Origin of the sequence: Arcticibacter eurypsychrophilus, assembly GCF_001730525.1 — a bacterium.
GTDB classification, from domain to species: Bacteria; Bacteroidota; Bacteroidia; order Sphingobacteriales; family Sphingobacteriaceae; genus Arcticibacter; species Arcticibacter eurypsychrophilus.
In genome coordinates, this window is the sequence record NZ_MDFN01000028.1 from 1 (window position 1) to 18,891 (window position 18,891).

General features: G+C 39.3%; 19 protein-coding genes. 7 read left to right on the forward strand and 12 right to left on the reverse strand.

What is annotated here, in order from left to right:
* The first annotated feature begins 311 nt into the window (after nucleotides 1–311).
* The 4 genes from BFL47_RS14790 to BFL47_RS14805 all read left to right on the forward strand — a co-directional run bounded on the left by BFL47_RS14790 (nucleotide 312) and on the right by BFL47_RS14805 (nucleotide 3,745).
* Nucleotides 312–518 carry a hypothetical protein gene (locus BFL47_RS14790; protein ID WP_069660576.1) on the forward strand — a complete coding sequence of 69 codons (207 nt, stop codon included), beginning with the start codon at nucleotides 312–314 and terminating at the stop codon, nucleotides 516–518.
* Nucleotides 515–940, forward strand: a complete 426-nt coding sequence (locus BFL47_RS14795; protein ID WP_069660577.1) for a PIN domain-containing protein — start codon at nucleotides 515–517, stop codon at nucleotides 938–940. Before BFL47_RS14790 ends, BFL47_RS14795 begins: the two co-directional genes overlap by 4 nt.
* Nucleotides 941–1,029: 89 nt before the next feature.
* On the forward strand, nucleotides 1,030–2,385 hold the full coding sequence (locus tag BFL47_RS14800; RefSeq protein WP_069660578.1) for a sigma-54-dependent transcriptional regulator: 1,356 nt from the start codon (nucleotides 1,030–1,032) through the stop codon (nucleotides 2,383–2,385).
* The gene (locus BFL47_RS14805; protein ID WP_069660579.1) at nucleotides 2,375–3,745 is read left to right on the forward strand and encodes a sensor histidine kinase; all 1,371 of its coding nucleotides are present in this window, start codon (nucleotides 2,375–2,377) and stop codon (nucleotides 3,743–3,745) included. Before BFL47_RS14800 ends, BFL47_RS14805 begins: the two co-directional genes overlap by 11 nt.
* A 154-nt stretch (nucleotides 3,746–3,899) precedes the next feature.
* On the opposite strand, the gene BFL47_RS14810 is transcribed toward BFL47_RS14805, so the two are convergent.
* The 9 genes from BFL47_RS14810 to BFL47_RS14855 form a co-directional block, all read right to left on the reverse strand.
* Nucleotides 3,900–4,697, reverse strand: a complete 798-nt coding sequence (locus BFL47_RS14810; RefSeq protein WP_069660580.1) for a Fic family protein — start codon at nucleotides 4,695–4,697, stop codon at nucleotides 3,900–3,902.
* A gap of 72 nt (nucleotides 4,698–4,769) precedes the next feature.
* Nucleotides 4,770–5,441 carry an START domain-containing protein gene (locus BFL47_RS14815; protein WP_083257206.1) on the reverse strand — a complete coding sequence of 224 codons (672 nt, stop codon included), beginning with the start codon at nucleotides 5,439–5,441 and terminating at the stop codon, nucleotides 4,770–4,772.
* 102 nt (nucleotides 5,442–5,543) lie between these two features.
* Entirely contained in the window at nucleotides 5,544–7,895 is a 2,352-nt protein-coding gene (locus BFL47_RS14820) for a glycoside hydrolase family 2 TIM barrel-domain containing protein (protein WP_083257207.1), read from the reverse strand.
* 251 nt (nucleotides 7,896–8,146) lie between these two features.
* Nucleotides 8,147–8,581, reverse strand: a complete 435-nt coding sequence (locus tag BFL47_RS14825) for a QcrA and Rieske domain-containing protein (RefSeq protein ID WP_069660581.1) — start codon at nucleotides 8,579–8,581, stop codon at nucleotides 8,147–8,149.
* Between the two features lie 11 nt (nucleotides 8,582–8,592).
* On the reverse strand, nucleotides 8,593–9,537 hold the full coding sequence (locus tag BFL47_RS14830; protein ID WP_069660582.1) for a DUF5777 family beta-barrel protein: 945 nt from the start codon (nucleotides 9,535–9,537) through the stop codon (nucleotides 8,593–8,595).
* A 21-nt stretch (nucleotides 9,538–9,558) separates the two neighbouring features.
* The gene (locus BFL47_RS14835) at nucleotides 9,559–10,104 is read right to left on the reverse strand and encodes a YceI family protein (protein ID WP_069660583.1); all 546 of its coding nucleotides are present in this window, start codon (nucleotides 10,102–10,104) and stop codon (nucleotides 9,559–9,561) included.
* Between the two features lie 4 nt (nucleotides 10,105–10,108).
* On the reverse strand, nucleotides 10,109–11,323 hold the full coding sequence (locus BFL47_RS14840) for a hypothetical protein (protein ID WP_069660584.1): 1,215 nt from the start codon (nucleotides 11,321–11,323) through the stop codon (nucleotides 10,109–10,111).
* Nucleotides 11,320–11,952, reverse strand: a complete 633-nt coding sequence (locus BFL47_RS14845) for an RNA polymerase sigma factor (protein ID WP_069660585.1) — start codon at nucleotides 11,950–11,952, stop codon at nucleotides 11,320–11,322. Before BFL47_RS14845 ends, BFL47_RS14840 begins: the two co-directional genes overlap by 4 nt.
* 406 nt (nucleotides 11,953–12,358) lie before the next feature.
* A complete protein-coding gene (locus BFL47_RS14855) occupies nucleotides 12,359–12,742 on the reverse strand; it encodes a hypothetical protein (protein ID WP_069660587.1) in 384 nt (127 codons plus the stop codon).
* Between the two features lie 135 nt (nucleotides 12,743–12,877).
* On the opposite strand from BFL47_RS14855, the gene BFL47_RS14860 reads away from it, so the two are divergent.
* Nucleotides 12,878–14,203, forward strand: a complete 1,326-nt coding sequence (locus BFL47_RS14860; RefSeq protein ID WP_069660588.1) for a D-alanyl-D-alanine carboxypeptidase/D-alanyl-D-alanine-endopeptidase — start codon at nucleotides 12,878–12,880, stop codon at nucleotides 14,201–14,203.
* A gap of 33 nt (nucleotides 14,204–14,236) precedes the next feature.
* A complete protein-coding gene (locus BFL47_RS14865) occupies nucleotides 14,237–15,646 on the forward strand; it encodes a voltage-gated chloride channel family protein (protein ID WP_069660589.1) in 1,410 nt (469 codons plus the stop codon).
* A 111-nt stretch (nucleotides 15,647–15,757) separates the two neighbouring features.
* Here the strand turns inward: BFL47_RS14865 and BFL47_RS14870 are convergent, their stop codons facing one another.
* Complete coding sequence (locus BFL47_RS14870) at nucleotides 15,758–16,171, reverse strand: EamA family transporter (RefSeq protein WP_069660590.1); 414 nt, start codon at nucleotides 16,169–16,171, stop codon at nucleotides 15,758–15,760.
* Nucleotides 16,172–16,173: 2 nt separating this feature from the next.
* On the reverse strand, nucleotides 16,174–16,677 hold the full coding sequence (locus tag BFL47_RS14875) for a DUF2059 domain-containing protein (RefSeq protein WP_069660591.1): 504 nt from the start codon (nucleotides 16,675–16,677) through the stop codon (nucleotides 16,174–16,176).
* A 215-nt stretch (nucleotides 16,678–16,892) separates the two neighbouring features.
* Between BFL47_RS14875 and fabF the strand changes: the two genes are divergently transcribed.
* Nucleotides 16,893–18,137, forward strand: coding sequence for a beta-ketoacyl-ACP synthase II (gene fabF / locus BFL47_RS14880; RefSeq protein ID WP_069660592.1), 1,245 nt, complete (start codon nucleotides 16,893–16,895; stop codon nucleotides 18,135–18,137).
* 41 nt (nucleotides 18,138–18,178) lie between these two features.
* On the opposite strand, the gene BFL47_RS14885 is transcribed toward fabF, so the two are convergent.
* Nucleotides 18,179–18,784, reverse strand: coding sequence for a TetR/AcrR family transcriptional regulator (locus BFL47_RS14885; RefSeq protein WP_069660593.1), 606 nt, complete (start codon nucleotides 18,782–18,784; stop codon nucleotides 18,179–18,181).
* Between the last annotated feature and the right edge of the window lie 107 nt (nucleotides 18,785–18,891).

Genomic DNA, 18,891 nt, shown 5'->3' on the forward strand with positions numbered 1-18,891 from the left:
AACGGCAAGGATGCTGCTTCGATGGTTGTTCCTTGCTCCTCGCTTCGTGGACGCTTGGTGGTCCGAGTCTAAGCGAACGAGCAAGGGAGATGGGACGACTATGGGTGCTAAATACCTCCTACATTATATATAAGAGAGTTGAACGTGACTCCTAACTTACTATTACAATGTTGTATAAAAATCAACCAAGCAATGCTGTGATGCATCTGCATGAAAGTACATATTCCATCCAATTAATAGCGTTGAAGGAAAAACAACCTACGCTTTTCAAGGTACGGGTTTAATACGAAATAATTTGTAAATTTACTAGTATGTTAATAGAACGCATAGAGAACAATCAGATCAAGATCACGCTTTCTTCAGGCATTGAACCTTTTGGATTTCAGCGCCTTATCGAGTATGTTAATTATTTGGAAGCTACCGAGGAAAGCAAAGCAACACAAGCGGATGTGGATCAGCTTGCCGATGAGGTAAATGAATCCTGGTGGAGCAAGAATAAAAGCCGCTTTACTAAATGAACATTATTGTTGATGCAAATATTATTTTTAGTGGCATTCTGAACACTAATGGAAAGATTGGGGATTTACTCATGAACTCTACATCACAATTAAATTTTATATCACCTGACTTTTTAAGGAGGGAGATTAGACAACACTACCCTAAGCTTATAAAGATATCTAAATTGTCACTTGAACAAGTACAGGAAGCAGAATTTCAAATCTACAGACACATCACATTTATTTCTGAAGAACAGATAAAGCTTTCCTCCTGGTTGCAGGCTGAAAAATTAGTGCATGATGTTGACCCTAAAGACATCTCTTATATTGCGTATTCCATTAATTTTGGCTATAAAGTATGGAGCGGTGACAAAGCTTTAATTAATGGCCTATTAAAAAAGGCTTTATTGAAATTACAGACACGGAAACGATATATAATCTAAGAGAATCCTTGAGGTAAAATCAAATTTTACTAATCTGAATTTTACACTATTACTTTTAAATTTATTCAATTAAACCGCTAAACTCAATCATGATTCTTAAAAAAGCAACTATATTAATTGTTGACGACGATCCGGATGTGCTTACCGCCGTAAAACTTTTGCTTAAAAAAGAAGTGCATGAAGTTATAACAGAAAAGAATCCGGAGAACCTGCATGCTTTATTACAGCGTAACGCGATTGACCTGGTATTGCTGGACATGAATTACAACAGTGCGATCAATACAGGAAATGAGGGGATCTATTGGTTGCGCAAAATAAAAGAATGGAAACCTACTGCCTGTGTGGTTATGATAACGGCTTATGGCGACATTGATATCGCAGTACGGTCTCTAAAGGAAGGGGCAAATGATTTTATCGTTAAACCATGGCATAATGAAAAGCTGATTGATACCATTAAAGACCTGCTGGATAAAAGGGAAGGGCCTAAAAATACTGTTGCCGCTTTGAAAGGAAAAGCTGGTACCACTTCCATTCTTGGGGAGTCGGATGTGATGCTGGATATTTTTCATAAAGTAAAAAAAATTGCCCCTACTGATGCGAATATATTACTCTTGGGAGAAAATGGAACAGGTAAAGACCTGATGGCGAAAGCGATCCATGAACAATCTTTGAGAGCAAAGTTTCCTTTCATAAAAGTAGATGTCGGGGCATTGACCGATACACTGTTTGAAAGTGAGTTATTCGGACATAAAAAAGGCGCCTTTACCGATGCGCGCGAAGACCGGCAGGGACGCTTTGAGGAGGCGCAAGGAGGCACCTTATTTTTGGATGAAATTGGTAATATCTCCTTGCAGCAACAAGCTAAATTATTGACGGTATTACAAAACAGACAAGTCACCCGGCTGGGGACAAACAAAGCGGCAGATATAGACATTCGTCTGATCTGTGCCACCAACTTACCTCTTCATGAACTGGCAAACGAAACGAGGTTTAGGAAAGATTTAATCTACCGGATCAATACGGTAGAAATCACGATGCCGCCACTTCGGAAACGGAAGGAAGATATAGCGGTTTTGGCCCACCATTTTGCCAATTTATATGCGGACAAATACATGAAGCCGGCTGTAGATTTTGATTCGGCAGCCTTACAAAAGCTAATTGCGTATGCTTATCCCGGAAATGTGCGTGAGCTGCAGTATGCGATTGAAAGAGCGGTTATTATGGCCGATGAGCCTATAATTAAAGCAGAGGATCTCCTGTTCTCCATATTGGAAAGCCATCCTGACGTGAGTATAGATCAGGATAATGTACCCCTCAGCGCAATGGAGAAAAATGCGATTCTAAGAGTAATAGAAAAGCATAGCGGAAACATCACCAAGGCGGCAAAAGAACTAGGATTAACGCGAACCGCATTATATCGCAGACTGAGTAAGTATGATATTTAAAAGATATGAATGGCGACTGTTGCTGCGGGTTGCCCTGCTATTGGGAGCATTAGCGGCCACCTCTTTCGCGTTTGTTAAGGGCATGCATTTGTATCTACTGATTACACTGCCCCTGGTAGCGTATATAGTTGTTGACATGATACGCTTTCAGCGGAGGGTTTTGCAGGAGGTAAGCCAATTTATAGAATCAGTAAGTTATCGGGATTTTTCGCGTCATTTTAATGTACTCAAAGCGCCTGCAGAACTCAAATTGATTCGACAGGGGTTTAATGATATTAACGCAACTTTCAAGTTAATCAGCCGGGAAAGGGAGACGCAATACCAGTATCTGCAAAAGATCCTTGAACTTGTTGACACAGGAATTTTGTCTTACGAGATTGAATCAGGAGCGGTCAGTTGGGTAAATGAATCTTTTAAAAGACTGGTTGATATTCCCTATATAAAAACAATTCATTCTTTAGAGAAGCGGGAAACGGCTTTTTACAAAGAGATCATTCAACTTAAACCGGGAGAAAGTAATGTGATCAGCTTGACCCGCAACCAGCAGGTTATTAAGATCCTGGTATCGGCCAGTATCATGCGTACGGACCAGCAGGTGAATAAACTGATTGCATTTCAAAATGTTAGTGAGGCCATTGACGAGACGGAATCAAAAGCATGGCAGAAGCTGCTAAATGTAATGACGCATGAAATTATGAATTCGGTAGCACCTATATCTTCTCTTGCCGATACGCTTAAAAAGCGATTACAGAGTCCCGATTTAGTAAATAGTACGCTTACCGAAGAGTTGGAAGATATTGAACTTGGGATTGACACGATAAAAAAGCGTAGTGATGGTTTGCTTAAGTTCACTGAAAGCTACCGAAACCTGAACAAAATTACTAAACCTGATGTAACCAGGATAAGATTGCGCAACTTGTTTGAGGACTTAAACAATCTGATGCGTCCTACACTTGAAAAGAAGGGAATTGAGCTGGAGATCATACTCCGCGATCCGGGTTTGACGGTCGAGGCGGATGTGCATCTGATCGAGCAGGTGCTGATCAACTTGCTGGTCAATGCCATAGAAGCTGTTAAAGATAGCGAACAGCCTCGAATTACCCTTTCGGCTGAAATACAAAAAAACAAAACGCTTGTCAAAATAACGGACAATGGTTCTGGAATTCCTATGGAATTACTGGATAAGATCTTTATTCCTTTTTTTAGCACCCGCAAAACAGGTAGTGGTATTGGGTTGAGTTTATGCAAGCAGATTATGCTGTTGCATAAAGGAAATATTCAGGTACAATCGGCTAAAAATCAGGGGACGGCTTTTATATTGCAGTTTGCAGGGGTGGTTGCAGGGGCGGTTGCAGGGTAAGGGGGGGTATTTATTGAACTTAGGTTTTAATTATCGTAAATGGATACCTTATTCATTTCTTGGGCAAGTTGATGAAAAACATCTTAATTCATTTTTTCCTGTTTCATATGAACGTCGTGGTTGGATCACTCCTAATGTCGACTAATAACCTGAATTAAAAAAGCAAATTAAAGCCTGTCCCTTTAGAAGGTTTGTCCATTGCTTTAAATCGTTCAATTTCTTTTTTTAGCAGGGCCGCATACTCTTCAACCATAAAGTTTCTGAATCGTTGAATGTCTGCATTCTCTCTGGTATCGATCAGCGCCTGAATATATCCGACTTTATTTTCACTATGAACAATAGCCAAAGGCAAATCATAATAGGTTTGTAAGTAATTCATTAACAGTCTTGAAGTTCTACCATTTCCATCGTAGAAAGGATGGATACTTACCAGGTTAAAATGAGCATCAAAAGACAGGTTTAACTGCTCATCCAATGAGAGGGGTTTACTCATGCGCTCATTAAGTTGATTGACTAGTTCCAATGTTAGTCGTTCTACTTTATCAAAGTTTGGGAAATAAGAACTTCCAGCGGTTACATTGCCCTTACGAAATGCGCCAGTTGTTGAATCCACAGTTCCTAGCATTGTATTATACACTTTGCCAGTACTTTTCATCACCAACGAATTGATTTTTTGTAGTACTGGAACCGTTAAGATTTTCTTTCCTTTAGCCTGCTCTATTGTGAAAAGAAGAGCGGCGTGATGATCCGTAAGCATTAAGCTTTCCTCAAGTGGTTTTCCTTTAGGAGTGAGGCCTTCATTAATCAAGACCTGAGCTTCAACTTCAGTAAGCGTAGAACCTTCAATACGAGTAGAGTGATGATCAATAGCGATCAGATTGAATTTTGTATAATCAATCACTTGCTCTATGCGAAGACGTTTATATGCTGCTACTAGTTCGTTAATATCCATCTCGTTTAATGATCAAAAATAGGTAACAATTACCGGATTATGGATATTACGGCCTTGTGTTTTCTTTATTTCTTACCAGTTCACAATAAAAGGAAGCGTAGCATTTCTATATTTTGGATGCGTTAATTGGCCTTTCATATTCCTGAAACTTTGAAGTGGTCCCTGAGCGGCAAAGGTATTGACCATCCAGGCGGGGATAATACCTCCGGGATCTACCTGCAGACTGTATTCTACCTTAACCAGGTTTTGGTCTAAGGGTATGATTTTCCAGAATCCCTTCGAGTGACTAATTCGTACAATTCCTTTTTTAACAGGTACAATGTCGGATACTGACGGAGCATCAATTGTGACAATCTTTGTTTGAGGATTTTGAAAAACACGTATATGGACCACAAAATCACGGTTTTCCATAGGCCATGGCAAGCTAACCTCTGCATAGTAATAAATATCTGAAGGCGAAACTTTACGTACTAAAACACAAGTCTTGGTATGATATACCCATTGATCCGTTTCATTTACATCCAACAGTAAAGTGACTAATTGAGAAAGAGTCGTTTTTAACACACATTCTATTTTAAGCGCTTTGACTTTTGAGTCGGGAACAGTACGGGAGAATACTCGAATGCCATCCTTTTCCGTGTTTAATTTCCAGGGTGATTGTGCAAAAGCATCTGCAATCGGTAAAAGAAGAAGTAGAAAAATCACCAGGTTTCTATACTTGTAATCATAAATAGGTACCATCATATTAACATTGCATTACCAGTCATAAATGCAATATTATAATTAATATGGCTAAAATCAATGATTTATGGTCTAAATATAATTAACGAGTAACGTAATAGATGGTTACAGTTCAACCTCTAAACTTAGCATTCCTGCTTGTAATGAAGCAGACTCAGCCTTTACGGTCACTTTCCCGCTTCCTTTCTTAGCTTCAATAATTGCGATTACCTTTCCATTGTAAGCGAAACGTTGAGATGCCTGGTACAATTCATGACTTAAAATATCACCATTGTCAACGGCTTTAATTATTGCTGGTCCGGAAATATCAAACTTAATCAGGTTAATCGCATTTGGACATGGAATACCTTTTGCATCCACCAAAGTAGCATAAACAAAGGTAACATCGCCCTTGCCGGAAGAAAGCGTAGTATGGTCGGTTGTCAATATGATTTTTGCTGCTGCGCCTGCTGATTTAAATTCCTCAAAGGCCACTTCTTTCCCTTTATTTTTACCTACCACTTTAATGGTTCCTTCTTCAAATGTAACATCGTACTCTCTGGGAGAGTCGTTTGCTGGTTTAGGCAAAACACCCAGTGTTTTTCCATTTAGAAAGAGCTCTACTTCTTCGCAGTTACTGTAAACCTGAACTTTTGCATTGTCATAGGTATCAAAATCTGTTGGCGTCCAATTGGCTACCCAGGTACCTGCTCCTGCATTATCTGATTTTCTAACGAGATGTACTACCGGTTTGTCACTCCACCAGCTTTGTCTTTGAAGACCTGCTGGTTTCCAATTACCGGCACGGTCAAATAATCCCTGATTGTTGGTTATTTCTGGCCAGTCAGCCTCTCCTAAATAATCAAATCCTGTCCATAAAAACTGACCCGACATGTAAGGATGATCCCTTAAAGCCAGCCACATACTTAATACATGTGTATTTTCAGTACCAATCACTTTCCAGTCCGGATGAGCCTCATGCGCTGCAAGAAGTTCATTTTCCCGATAATTCTGACCTACCACATCCATGGTTTCAGCAAAGCCATTCGTGTAAACCTTGGAAACTGCGGGACGGAAAAGAGCCATTGTAACAGGACGACTTGGGTCAAGTTTGTGTACCAGATCTTGCTGATCTTTATACATCTTAAACCCCTTAGGATCATTCAGGTTGTCATGAATTTCGTTTCCGATGCTATAAATGATGACAGAAGGGTGATTACGGTCGCGCATAACCATATCACGTGTATCCTGTTCCCACCATTTTGCCCAGTACTGGTTGTAACCCATCTCACCGTTATGCTTCGCCTCCGTCCAGGTATCAAAAGTTTCATTCATGACGACAAAACCCATGCGATCGCAAAGGTCAAGAAATTCAGGAGCTACCGGGTTATGTGAGGTACGGATACCATTCACGCCGACCTGTTTTAATAATTTGAAACGTTGCTCCCACACACGAATAGGTACTGCTGCTCCTACAGCACCACCATCATGGTGCAAGCAAACACCTTTAATTTTATAGTGTTTACCGTTTAACAGGAAGCCTTCTGCTGAATCAAATTTGGCATCCCTTATTCCAAAGGAAAGTGTCTGATCGTCCAGAACGGTTCCTACTGATAGTACCTTAGTTACAGCCTGATATAAATAAGGAACCTCAATATCCCATAACTGAGGGTTATTAAGCGTGATTTCCTGAACAAACTGAACGGTTGCACCTGCAGCTATATTTTGTTTACTCTCCTGCGTTTTAACCGTTTTTCCTGCAGCATCCAGAAGGGTTGTTGAGACTATGTATTCTTTACTTTGAGTGCCAGAATTGACTACTTCAGCTTTTAAATTGACCGTTGCTTTTTGAGCAGTGGCGAGTGGTGTCGTGATGTAGGTTCCCCATTGTGAAAAGTGAACAGCATTTACAGAGACAAGACGTACATGACGATAAATCCCTGCGCCGGTATAATAGCGGGATGCAGGCTGAATGGTATTATCAGCCTTTACTGCAATTGTATTTATTTTGCCTTTACCATAATTGAGGTGCTTGGTTAAATCGTAGCTAAAGCTGCTATAACCGTAAGGCCTTTTTCCTAAATGAAAGCCGTTGATCCATACGTCACTATTGGCCATCACACCATCAAACTCAATGGAATGAAGCCTTCCGGCATCGGATTCATTCAAGCTAAAAGATTTACGATACCAGCCTATACCCGAAGGTAAATAACCTCCACCCCTGGCTGTCAGGTTCGTTTGATTGTAAGGTCCTTCAATGCTCCAGTCATGCGGTACATTTAAGATCCGCCATTTACTATCATTATAAACAGGCTTTTCTGCTCCGCTAATATCTTCCTTTATAAAGTGCCAATCACTGTCAAAATTAGTCATCGCACGAACCTGAGCTTTTAAGGCACTGGCAGCAAGGATAAAAAACAGAAGCAAAACAAATGGTTTTATTCCTTCAAAGAAAGCGTTCCTGCTACTTCTTGCCATGTGTGTCATAAAACTGATTGTATTTTTCTTGGATGTTAAATTCACGTTATTCTGGTTTTTTAGGGACAATTAGTACAGCAACCTAAAAATTCAAATTCCGGATATGCTGAAATAGGTCTTAATTGTCTGCATAAAGGTAGTATAATAGTGCATCCAACCTTCAGAAAGAAGGTAACAATCTCACTGTGGAAGTATAAATGTGGTTTGTTATTTTAACCGGCACAATTCTCTACAGCTTTGTGCCGGTTTCTTTATGCAGTAACAGTTAATGCACTTCCGGTAATGGTCACGGTATATTTTTTCAGTGCTGTAACCGCCGGGCCTTTTAGCACAGCACCCGCGGTACTGAATTCACTCAAATGGTTGGGACAAATAAATTTTCCCTGAGCTGTATTGTAATTGATGGATGTTCCCTGATGGGTACAGGCAACCTGTACGGCAGTAAATGAATCTGCCGCATTGGCTTGTGCTAAGCGAACTAGTATTACACCTCCAGCTACTTTAAAATCGCCTATGTTTTTTATTTCGGTATCCAGATTTACACTAATCATCGGACCGGTTCCAGGATCAGGGGTAGGTGTAGGGTCATCACTCTTGGCATCACTGCCGCATGAAGCGAGATTGCAGCCAACGCATACTGCAGCAAGGCTAATTCCTAATTTGGTTAAAAATTCTTGTCTTTCCATGATAATTTGATTTATTTATAAATACTTTTATGCTTACGGTTGAAGTCGAATACACGCGTAACGGTAAACCCAAAACGGTATTGACCTTTTGTCCATTTTGATTCGGTATCACTCAGGTAATTAATAGGCGAAATAGCCTGTGCGTTGGTAAAATTCATAGTAAAAATATGTCCCCCCGTTTCAATCTCTACGGCAATACCAGATGGATCATAAAACTTAGGGCTCTCATTATCACTTCTGAAAGAAGAAAAGGGATGGGCATAATCCAGTACAATACCCATTCGTTTGGTCACTTTTAAACGCCCGGCAGCAGATAAGGCGAAAAAGTCTTTCTCATTTCCAGTCAGATAGGGAAAAGGCAGATTGGTACGCAAAAAAGAAGGAGCTATCTGCAGGGAAAGTCGTGAGGAGAACTTACGGGCGATAACGGCTTGTACAAAGTAATTCAGCCTGTTGGTGTAATCGTCAAATATATTCGTGCTGACTTCATAAGGTTTTAATCCTGTTTTTCCAATCAGAGTTACGGCTACGGGCATGGCATCGTCCACTGTTTGTTGCAGTAAACTGTATTTCAGGCCCAGTTCCAGCAACTGTTCATATTTACTGCGGCCAAAATCTATATCCAGTTTATTGGTCAAACCGAATTCAAACCCAATATAAATGTCGGATGAGTTATCAAAGCCCCAAAGAGTTTTGCCTCCCCCATCGGTCCCTGCAATGTCACCAAAGCGATGTATGACCACGAAATTGAAGTTATTTTTCTTATTGGTTACTGCCGTTTCTGATAAAATGAGACGCGTAGATTTAAAGGAGGCCATCACAGGTTCTGATGTCGAACTGTCAGTCAGGCTGTTTAGCAAAGAGTCTGTTCCTGAATTATTTACTGCGGAGGTATCCTGTGCTCTAATGGCACCCGCAATAAAAACCAACAGTATAAGTATGACCTGATTTTTCATAAATTCTGAATTGAAAGGTTTTTATTTAGTGTAGGTTGAGTACGTTGCAGCCACCTTTATCTGGATGGATTCCGCAATTTTTTTGAATACAAGTTGTGGAATTTTAATTTGGTGATCCTTACATAATACCATGAATTCGGAGGCCATACTTACACTCCCTTTGTTTACCCTGATGTTTCCTTTTATCGTGCGGTTCTGCTTAACCCCATGTACATCCAAAATACCTTTTACGGTAATCGGGTAAGTGCCATCTTTCTGTTCATCCACCTGCTCCTGTATCCTCCCTTTAAATGAGGCTCGTGGGAACTTGTCGCTTTCTAAAAAATTTTCATTAAAATGTTCCTGCATCAGCGATTTCTCGAACTGGAAAGACCTGATGGGTACCTGAAAAGCCAACTCACCTGTTGTTGCATTAAATACGGAAGTTCCCTTAGTAGAAGTGGCATCAATATTTTCCAATGGAGCTTCTGAATAAAGGCTAATTCTGGCATTTTTACAGACATAAGTGTCCTGTCCTGCATAGTTACTACTGAACCAGGCAAGTAAAACAAAAGCGATATATTTCATAAGCTTATTTGGATTTCTGTTTTAAATTTAAGTTCCAGTTTACTCCTAAACCAATACCTGTGGATTGCAAGTCTACACGTCCATTACCGATACCGGTTAATGGCAATTTGATGTAAGGTTGAGCTATGATGCTGAATTTAGAATTCACCCGCCTCATATAGGTAGTATTCAGGTTCAGCACACCCATAATATGCTGATTCCTATTTTTAATCTGAACCGTGCTGTACTCTGGTCCATAGTCATACCGGTAGGTTTCCCTCAGCATAAAATAGGATGATAATCCGGTACCCACAACAAGGGTATTTTTGCCCTTGTTGTATAGCCGGTAATTGAGGTTGAGAGGTATATCCAGAACGCTGCAGTTTGCATCAATATAATTTAGTGGTTGTGCATAAGTTCCATTAGCCGTATAATTCGTGGTATTGGTATTAATATTGATTCCATATGGCTTAACTGCATAAACAGCCCCAGTACTGATACTCCATTTTTGTGACAGCTTAATACCCAATTGGAATCCCAGGTTCCCTCCTATTTGCCCATTATTGAGGGAATTAACCCCATTTATATCGGGTGCTGCCAGTAAACTTAAAGTAAAAACAGGGCTTATTTTAATGAAGGGCTTCTTTGGTTGTGCTTTCTCCCTTTCAACAGGAAGAGAAGGATCTTCCGATGCTATAGGTTCAGGAATAACATTTAGTTTACTCAGCATATTAGGTAATTCTTTACCCTGATTGCTCTTACTGAACAAATCTGCATTTACACCGATCTGCTGAAGCTTTTTAAGGATGTCCTGATTGTAGTAACTACTTGAATTACCGAGAATTAATATAGATTGTACATATTCGTTCTTCGGATTATTCAGCAGCTTACTATCCGATTTCTTTTTACCCACTGGTAAACTAGCTCTAGAATTCTGATCTAAATTATTTTTCAGGTGATCCTGTTGTGATTTAATGACCCGTTTAGTGAATTTATCATTAGGGAGATTGCCTGTATGTTGTTGATCTAGCAAAAACAATCCTATTGTGAGTAATAATATTGCAGCAATACCAGAAGCATAATAAACAAATGGATAGATGGCGCTTATTTGACTGGAGTTTTTTTTAAGTAATTTACGCATCTCCACCCAATCATGCTCCCAAAAAGCAATAGGATTATCAGAGGCGGCTAAGCCGGCTTTGAATAACTGATCCAATTTATTTTCGTTGGGCGCTCTCATTTGACTATAGTATTGATTAAAAAAGACATGCTGATACAAACAGCACCGATGGAGATTATTTTCTGCTGATTTGCTCCGGATTTATAATCTGTAACGTAATCTGCATGGAGAATCATTGTCTTTAATTTTTCCCTGGCTTTAAACAGGTTTGACTTCGACGTTCCGACACTAATATTCAATGTTTTTGCAATTTCCTCATGCGAATAACCCTCAACAGCAAATAAATTGAATACGGTTCGGTATGCATTGGGTAATCGCTGAATCATGGTTAACAAATCATTATAGTTCAACTGCCTGTCCGGAAGATCATCATGCCCAATATCCATTGCCATTTCAATATCTTCAGTAAATGCTAGCTTCATATTACTCCTGTAATAATCCACAGATTTGTTCATCATAATTCGTCCAACCCAGGCAATAAAGGGGCGATCCTGATTATACTGATGCAGATTAGTAAACACCTTTAAAAACCCCTGATTCATAATTTCAGCTGCTTCATAGCGGTTGCCCGCGTAACGAAGGCATATACCCATAGCAAAACCGTAAAGTGCCTTATACAGCATTTTCTGATCTTTTCTGCTTTGCTGTAAACAGCCTGCAATCAGTTGATTTAGTTCTGCCTCTCCCATACGGGCTTCTGCTGTTTTATTTAACGTTAATTTATAGTATCACGTAACATTATTGTTGAAGGTTGCTTTTACCTCAAAATATTTTTTCATGAATTTACAGATTAAAATTGCAGGTTTGTTAGTTGGTCAAATTATGTTATTGAAACATCTTTATTGTGAAATAAATTTCATGTTGAGCAGGAGATAGATAATTAAGCCTATTTTATAAATAAGCAAAAAGCAGAAGATGCCGTAATCAAAATTTGTAAATCCACTAAACAATCCCAGTTGGCTCATCTTTTCAATTAATGGTTTGAAATTAATCCAGCACCCCCTACTTATTAACCGTTTGTATCTATCACGGATGAAAGTTGAAAAAGGTTGCTTAGTTAACTGATTTTTTTTGATAAAAATCATCTTGACGATTTTATGATATCATTACCCCATCCGCAATATAAGTTAACCTCCCATCTGGATGCGTAATTCTTAAATGGGGTCTGCTATCTATAACAATCGGGGACATGACAACTATAAATTCTGCCTCAATTATTTCATAGGCACTAAAAGTAGATAGATCTCCAAAATCAGCTATGGTATGTAGATATTCCTTTGTAGCCAATTGTTCAGTATAATTTAAGCCTATATCCCCGTTTATTACTCCACCCAGGGTTTCTATTTTACTATTTTTGATTAGTAGATGGAAGATTTCTTCAATATTGAAGGGTATATGTAGGTAGTCAATAGGATTTTCATTCAGGTATTCTGAGGAAGCAATCCTGAAAGCAATTATCTTGATATAAGGAGTGGTCAATTGAAAGAATATTCAGCATTCTGATAGGTATTTGAAAAAATCCAGCAATCATCCTTTAAAAAATAGAGTCAATTCAAAAGATGTTGAGTATTTTTCGAAAGTATAACAGTAACGCTTCAAAGATCAAATAAATCAATGAATACAAGAACAACAATCATCATTATTACGCTGTTCGTTTGCACTCTTGCAGCTACAAGTTGTCGGGTTCAGCAGGTCAGCAAAAGTAAAATCCGTAATCTAATCAACCATTCGTCCATCAACACTGACCATTTTACCGGATTTGCCTTATATGACATGAAAAATGGGAAGATGATTTATGATTTAAATGGCGATAAGTACTTTACTCCTGCATCAAACACCAAGCTTTTTACCTTTTATACAGCCCTGAATATGTTGGGCGATTCTATCCCCGGATTACGTTATATAACCAAAGGAGACTCACTTATTTTTTGGGGAACGGGAGACCCATCCTTCCTTCATACCGCATTAAAATCTACTAAAGCGTATGAACTGCTAAAAAACAGCAAGCAAAAGCTTTATTATTCCCGGGGAAACTATTCCGGAAATTTCTATGGAACGGGCTGGCCTTACGGAGACTACGACGCTTATTATCAAGCTGAAATTAATGCTTTACCACTTGAAGACAATGTAGCTGTACTTTCGGCTGATAAAAAAGGCAGGCTCCAGATCTCCCCTTCCTTTTTAAAAATTTATTTGAAGGCAGACAGCTCTTTTCATCCCAAGTCATTTGCAGTAGAAAGAGATTTGATGAGTAATACATTCAGGTATCCTTTAGGGACTGTGCCACTTGATTATAATCAGGAAATTCCATGGAAAACAAGTGATAAACTCACGCTAGCCTTATTGCAGGACACGTTAAAAAAACCATTGGAACTGATTAGCATGAATATGCCTGAAACGGCTAGCACGCTATACAGCATCTCTGCTGATTCTGTATATAAAAGAATGTTATGGCCAAGTGATAATTTCATAGCGGAACAACTCTTACTGGTATGCTCTTCCACCCTACCCGGGCCATTAAATACCGGTAAAATAATTGAATATAGCAAAAAAAACTTGCTGAACGACCTCCCCCAGGAACCGCAATGGGCAGATGGCTCTGGACTCTCCAGACATAATCTCTTTACGCCCTTTACTATGGTTGCTCTTTTGCAAAAGATCTGGAATAAAGTAGGTGATGAAAATAGACTCCTAGGCATGCTTCCTGCCGGCGGGGTTTCGGGTACGCTTAAGTCCGCTTATAAAACAGATAACGGCAAAGCTTTTATATGGGCCAAAACAGGATCTTTGTCTAATAATCATAATCAAAGCGGCTACCTGGTGACACGAAAGGGAAAAAAATATATATTTTCTTATATGAATAACAATTTTACCAGGTCAACAGCTGAGATACGGGCAGAAATGGTTCGAATTATGACTGAGATTCACAACCGGTTTTAAACAAGTACAGGCATCTAATAGAGCCATTCAAGCATGACTAATAATAAATCAATATCATTTAAGGAGCATTTTGCTATCATAAAACATCTGGTTAGATGGACCCTATTTGTAGTACCCATTGCCTTAGTTATAGGAAGCATAGTCGCTTTATTTCTTTGGCTACTTACTACTGCCATTCATTTTCGATTTGAACATAAATGGATTCTCTTTTTGCTTCCTTTAGCTGGTTTGCTAATTCACTTTATCTATCAGTATGTTGGAAAATCTTCCGAAAAAGGAAGTAACCTGATCATGGAAGAGATCCATCAGGAGGGGGGTGGTGTTCCTAAGCGAATGACGCCTGTCATCCTGATCACAACAGTAATTACACATTTATTTGGGGGTTCAGCAGGAAGAGAAGGAACGGCAGTTCAGATTGGGGGAAGTATTGCGGCCATGTTTGGCGGTTGGTTTAAACTAAAAGGTCTGGATATGCGTATGATCCTGACAGCTGGTGTAGCCGCAGGTTTTGGAGCTGTATTTGGCACCCCGGTAACAGGAGCTATTTTTGCCATGGAGGTGTTAGCTATTGGCAGGATTCAGTACGACGCGTTGATTCCTGCCCTAATTGGTGCCGTTGTCGGTGATATGACAGTTGGAGCCTGGCATGTATCGCATGTGCACTATCATATCGAGGCCTTGCCGGACAGCCCTTATCTTCTTTCCAATATCATTCGTCCGGATCTCTTATTGATGGGAAAAGTTATCGTCGCTTCTGCAGTATTTGGTCTGGCTAGCTTTCTTTTCGCGGGGATGGTAAATGAAATCAAAACGATCTGTTTGAAGGTATTCAAATTTAAATGGATGATCCCTGTATTTGGAGGTCTGGTTATTATCGGATTAACGATGCTGATCGGGAAACCGGATTATCTAAGTCTTGGCGTTGATGCCGAATATCCAGGTGCCATTACTCTAACTTCTGCATTTCAGGCAGGCGGATCAGACACCTGGAGCTGGTTATGGAAGACCATCTATACCACTGTAACATTAGGAACAGGTTTTAAAGGTGGAGAAGTGACCCCACTGTTTTACATTGGCGCGACGTTGGGAAATACGCTATCCGGTATACTTAATGCACCTGTGAGTCTTTTTGCCGCTCTGGGCTTTATTGCCGTGTTTTCAGGGGCAACAAATACCCCATTAGCTTGCACCTTTATGGGCGTAGAATTGTTTGGTGGTCAGCATGCCTTATTGTTCGCCATAGCTTGTTTTACAGCGTACATTTTTAGTGGACATTCGGGCATTTACAGTGCACAGCGTATTGCTGTTCCTAAAGTTTCTGATGATTATTTTAGCAATGAGGTTTCTCTAACGGAAGCGATGAAACGAAGGGGTTATGTGTACCGGAAACTAGCAAAATACCATTTATTTAAAAAAAGGAATAAGGAAGGGAACAACACTTAATGAGCAGTCTTTAGCATTCAAATATTCGATTGGTACTATTTTTTTCTAATCGATAATTAGATGGATCTAGTTTTAACCGATGTTAAAATTAAGATTGCAAAATGCAGCTATTTAAAAAATAAGCACTAAAGTTCCAGCGATAATAAGGATCGCACCTACCGCCATTTTTATCGTGAGGGCTTCTTTTAAAATGACCACAGATAATAAGATTGTTAAGGCAACACTTAGCTTATCTACCGGTGCTACCTGCGATACCTTACCTATTTGCAGTGCTTTGAAATAAAAGATCCAGGAAAGGCCTGTTGCTACGCCTGACAAGATCAGAAACAGTACATTTGTTTTTGAAAGATCGGCTATTCCTTTTAGTTCTCCCCTAGATAGTGCAATACCCCATGCCACAAAAAGGATAACTACTGTACGAATCGCTGTAGCCAGATCTGAATTGACTCCGCTTATACCAATCTTAGCAAAGATGGCTGTAAGCGAAGCAAAAACAGCTGATAATAAAGCATATATCCACCACATATTTATTTGTTTTTAACTGTCGGCTCATTAGAAGCAGGATACTTTTTATGCATTTCCTCCAATTTTACTTTTAATTTCGCTTGAAAAGACGGCATGTCATTCGCCATGAATGAAGTCATAAATTCTTTTTGAATGGTAGGTGTCAGTTCAAGCATCTTTTTCCCTGCTGGAGTAGCATAAAAATCAATATAGTATTGTATTTCATCATTTGTAAAATATTTAGAATATAAAGTTACCATGTCTTCATTCATTATTTTTTTCATTAATAACTTTCCCTCTTGAGTAACATAGTTCATGTATTCAGTAAACGCCTTGTTATCTTCGTTATTTTTCAACATACCACCTTGTTGTCCCATTATTGCCATCATGTTGTCCATCATGCCATTCATCATTTTATCTGATTTCATAATCTGAAAAAGCTCAACAACTTTTTCATTGCTTGCTTGAGCAAAGGAGCTGAAAGAGAGACTTCCTAACAAAATAGCTAGTAATATGGTTTTTTTCATAATTTGGTTATTTTTTCGAAAGGTAATATTATTTATACCCCTGGTAGAAAGAAAAATGAAGTATTTTATGGAATCAAAATTAAATGCATTAGGTAGACCCCTAAACGGTATCCTATCCCATTTTAAAGCCTAAGCCAATAAAATTGAATAAATATACCATTTGGTATTTTATTCCTATCTTTGCTTGATATTGAATTTAATTAATTAAAATATAAATGTTAAATAGAGTTGTGGTAACTGGCCTTGGCGCCCTAACACCTTTAGGAAATAATATCGCTACTTTCTGGAAGAACATCATCGCTGGAAAAAATGGAGCGGCAAGGATTACACGTTTTGACCCTTCTCTATTCAGAACACAATTTGCATGTGAACTTAAGGATTTTAATGTAGCAGATTTCCTTGACAGGACAGAAATAAAACGGACTGATCCTTTTACACAGTACGCGCTGGTTGCTTCAGATGAAGCCATAAAAGACTCAGGTTTTGACCTGAATAAAATGGACCCATTTGACGTTGGCGTTATCTGGGGAACTGGACAAGGTGGTATGGAGACATTTGAAGAACAGGTAGAAGGATATGCTTTAGGCGATGGACACCCCCGTTTCAGTCCATTCTTTGTTCCTAAGCTAATCGCTAATATGTCATCCGGAATGATTTCCATCCGCAATGGGTATATGGGTATTAATTATACTACCGTATCAGCTTGTGCTACTTCAAACACTGCTATAATGGATGCTTTTAACTATATCAGGCTGGGAAAAGCAAAAATCATTATAACCGGTGGATCAGAAGCACCCATCACTGCGGCTTCCGTAGGTGGCTTTAGTTCCATGAAAGCGATGTCTACTAAAAACGATGCCCCTGAACAAGCATCCAGACCATTTGATGTAGACCGCGATGGTTTCGTAATGGCTGAAGGCGCAGGAGCGTTAATACTGGAAGATTATGAACATGCAATTAGTAGAGGAGCTCATATTTACGGCGAACTAACCGGGGCTGCCATGACTTCAGATGCGTATCATATGACTTCCACTCATCCAGAAGGTATTGGTGCAGCTAAGGCTATGCAACTAGCCTTACAGGAAGCAGGGATCTCTATTAACGAGGTCGATTACCTGAATATGCATGCAACTTCTACTCATGTAGGTGATCTCTCTGAAATCAAAGCATTGCTTTCTTTAACTGGAAATAATAAGACAAACATGATGATCAGCGCGACAAAATCGATGACGGGACATTTATTAGGTGCCGCAGGAGCTATTGAAGCTATTATCTGCCTGCTCTCTATTCAAGACCAGGTCATTCCTCCAACCATCAATACAGAGAACCTTGATCCGATTATCCCAGAGAGTCTGAATATCGTATTAAAAGAAACCATAGACCATAAAGTGAAGGTGGCAATGAGTAATACCTTCGGTTTTGGAGGACATAATGGGATTGTCTTATTTAAAGCCCTGTAATTCTTATATATTAGCACAATCCTAATGGGGTTGTGCTAATTTTATTTAACCGTCATCTGATCGATCAGCATTTTTACTGTTTTTAAAACTTCATCCAGATTTTTCTGACTATCGGTCACCTTAGCAATCATAACCCCTCCTTCAATTAATGCAATAATGGACAAGGCCATTTGAGCCTCATCTATTACAGGTTTAAATTCTCCAGCTAGAGATCCTTCCTGAATTAACTTCACAATATTTTCCTTCCATTTAAAGATCGCTTCAGCGGCTCTATTTTTTAGCAAACGATTGGTGTCGTCTGCTTCAATTGCGGTATTTAAAATAGGGCATCCTCCTTGCGGAAATGAGCTTTCCATAAAATCATGGTAAACGCTGGAATAGATAAGCAACTTCTCCCGATAAGTGCCAGCCAGATTAATTAATTCACGACTGATGCGAAGAATCGTGGTATAATTATAGTCAAAAACTGCTAAAGCAACTTGCTCCTTATTTTCGAAATTTCCGTAAATACTACCTTTGGTTAAACCTGTTGCTTGTGTTAAATCGGATAGAGAGGTACCCGCATAACCTTGTGTATTAAAAATACTGGCTGTCTTTTCTATAATAAATTTTCTGGTACGCTCTGCCTTTGATAACGTCTCATCCATGATCCAAATATACCAATTGGTATTGTTATATTACTGCCTAAAAAGAATCTCCATCTAACATTTTTGATGGTGCTTTGTATTTACTAAGAACATCAATTATCTTACAT

Bases quoted from the DNA above. Each gene is read 5' to 3' on its own strand.
- BFL47_RS14790 (WP_069660576.1), top strand. From the start codon at position 312: ATGTTAATAGAACGCATAGAGAACAATCAGATCAAGATCACGCTTTCT.
- BFL47_RS14795 (WP_069660577.1), top strand. From the start codon at position 515: ATGAACATTATTGTTGATGCAAATATTATTTTTAGTGGCATTCTGAAC.
- BFL47_RS14800 (WP_069660578.1), top strand. From the start codon at position 1,030: ATGATTCTTAAAAAAGCAACTATATTAATTGTTGACGACGATCCGGAT.
- BFL47_RS14805 (WP_069660579.1), top strand. From the start codon at position 2,375: ATGATATTTAAAAGATATGAATGGCGACTGTTGCTGCGGGTTGCCCTG.
- BFL47_RS14810 (WP_069660580.1), bottom strand. From the start codon at position 4,697: ATGGATATTAACGAACTAGTAGCAGCATATAAACGTCTTCGCATAGAG.
- BFL47_RS14815 (WP_083257206.1), bottom strand. From the start codon at position 5,441: ATGATGGTACCTATTTATGATTACAAGTATAGAAACCTGGTGATTTTT.
- BFL47_RS14820 (WP_083257207.1), bottom strand. From the start codon at position 7,895: ATGGCAAGAAGTAGCAGGAACGCTTTCTTTGAAGGAATAAAACCATTT.
- BFL47_RS14825 (WP_069660581.1), bottom strand. From the start codon at position 8,581: ATGGAAAGACAAGAATTTTTAACCAAATTAGGAATTAGCCTTGCTGCA.
- BFL47_RS14830 (WP_069660582.1), bottom strand. From the start codon at position 9,537: ATGAAAAATCAGGTCATACTTATACTGTTGGTTTTTATTGCGGGTGCC.
- BFL47_RS14835 (WP_069660583.1), bottom strand. From the start codon at position 10,104: ATGAAATATATCGCTTTTGTTTTACTTGCCTGGTTCAGTAGTAACTAT.
- BFL47_RS14840 (WP_069660584.1), bottom strand. From the start codon at position 11,323: ATGAGAGCGCCCAACGAAAATAAATTGGATCAGTTATTCAAAGCCGGC.
- BFL47_RS14845 (WP_069660585.1), bottom strand. From the start codon at position 11,952: ATGGGAGAGGCAGAACTAAATCAACTGATTGCAGGCTGTTTACAGCAA.
- BFL47_RS14860 (WP_069660588.1), top strand. From the start codon at position 12,878: ATGAATACAAGAACAACAATCATCATTATTACGCTGTTCGTTTGCACT.
- BFL47_RS14865 (WP_069660589.1), top strand. From the start codon at position 14,237: ATGACTAATAATAAATCAATATCATTTAAGGAGCATTTTGCTATCATA.
- BFL47_RS14870 (WP_069660590.1), bottom strand. From the start codon at position 16,171: ATGTGGTGGATATATGCTTTATTATCAGCTGTTTTTGCTTCGCTTACA.
- BFL47_RS14875 (WP_069660591.1), bottom strand. From the start codon at position 16,677: ATGAAAAAAACCATATTACTAGCTATTTTGTTAGGAAGTCTCTCTTTC.
- fabF (WP_069660592.1), top strand. From the start codon at position 16,893: ATGTTAAATAGAGTTGTGGTAACTGGCCTTGGCGCCCTAACACCTTTA.
- BFL47_RS14885 (WP_069660593.1), bottom strand. From the start codon at position 18,784: ATGGATGAGACGTTATCAAAGGCAGAGCGTACCAGAAAATTTATTATA.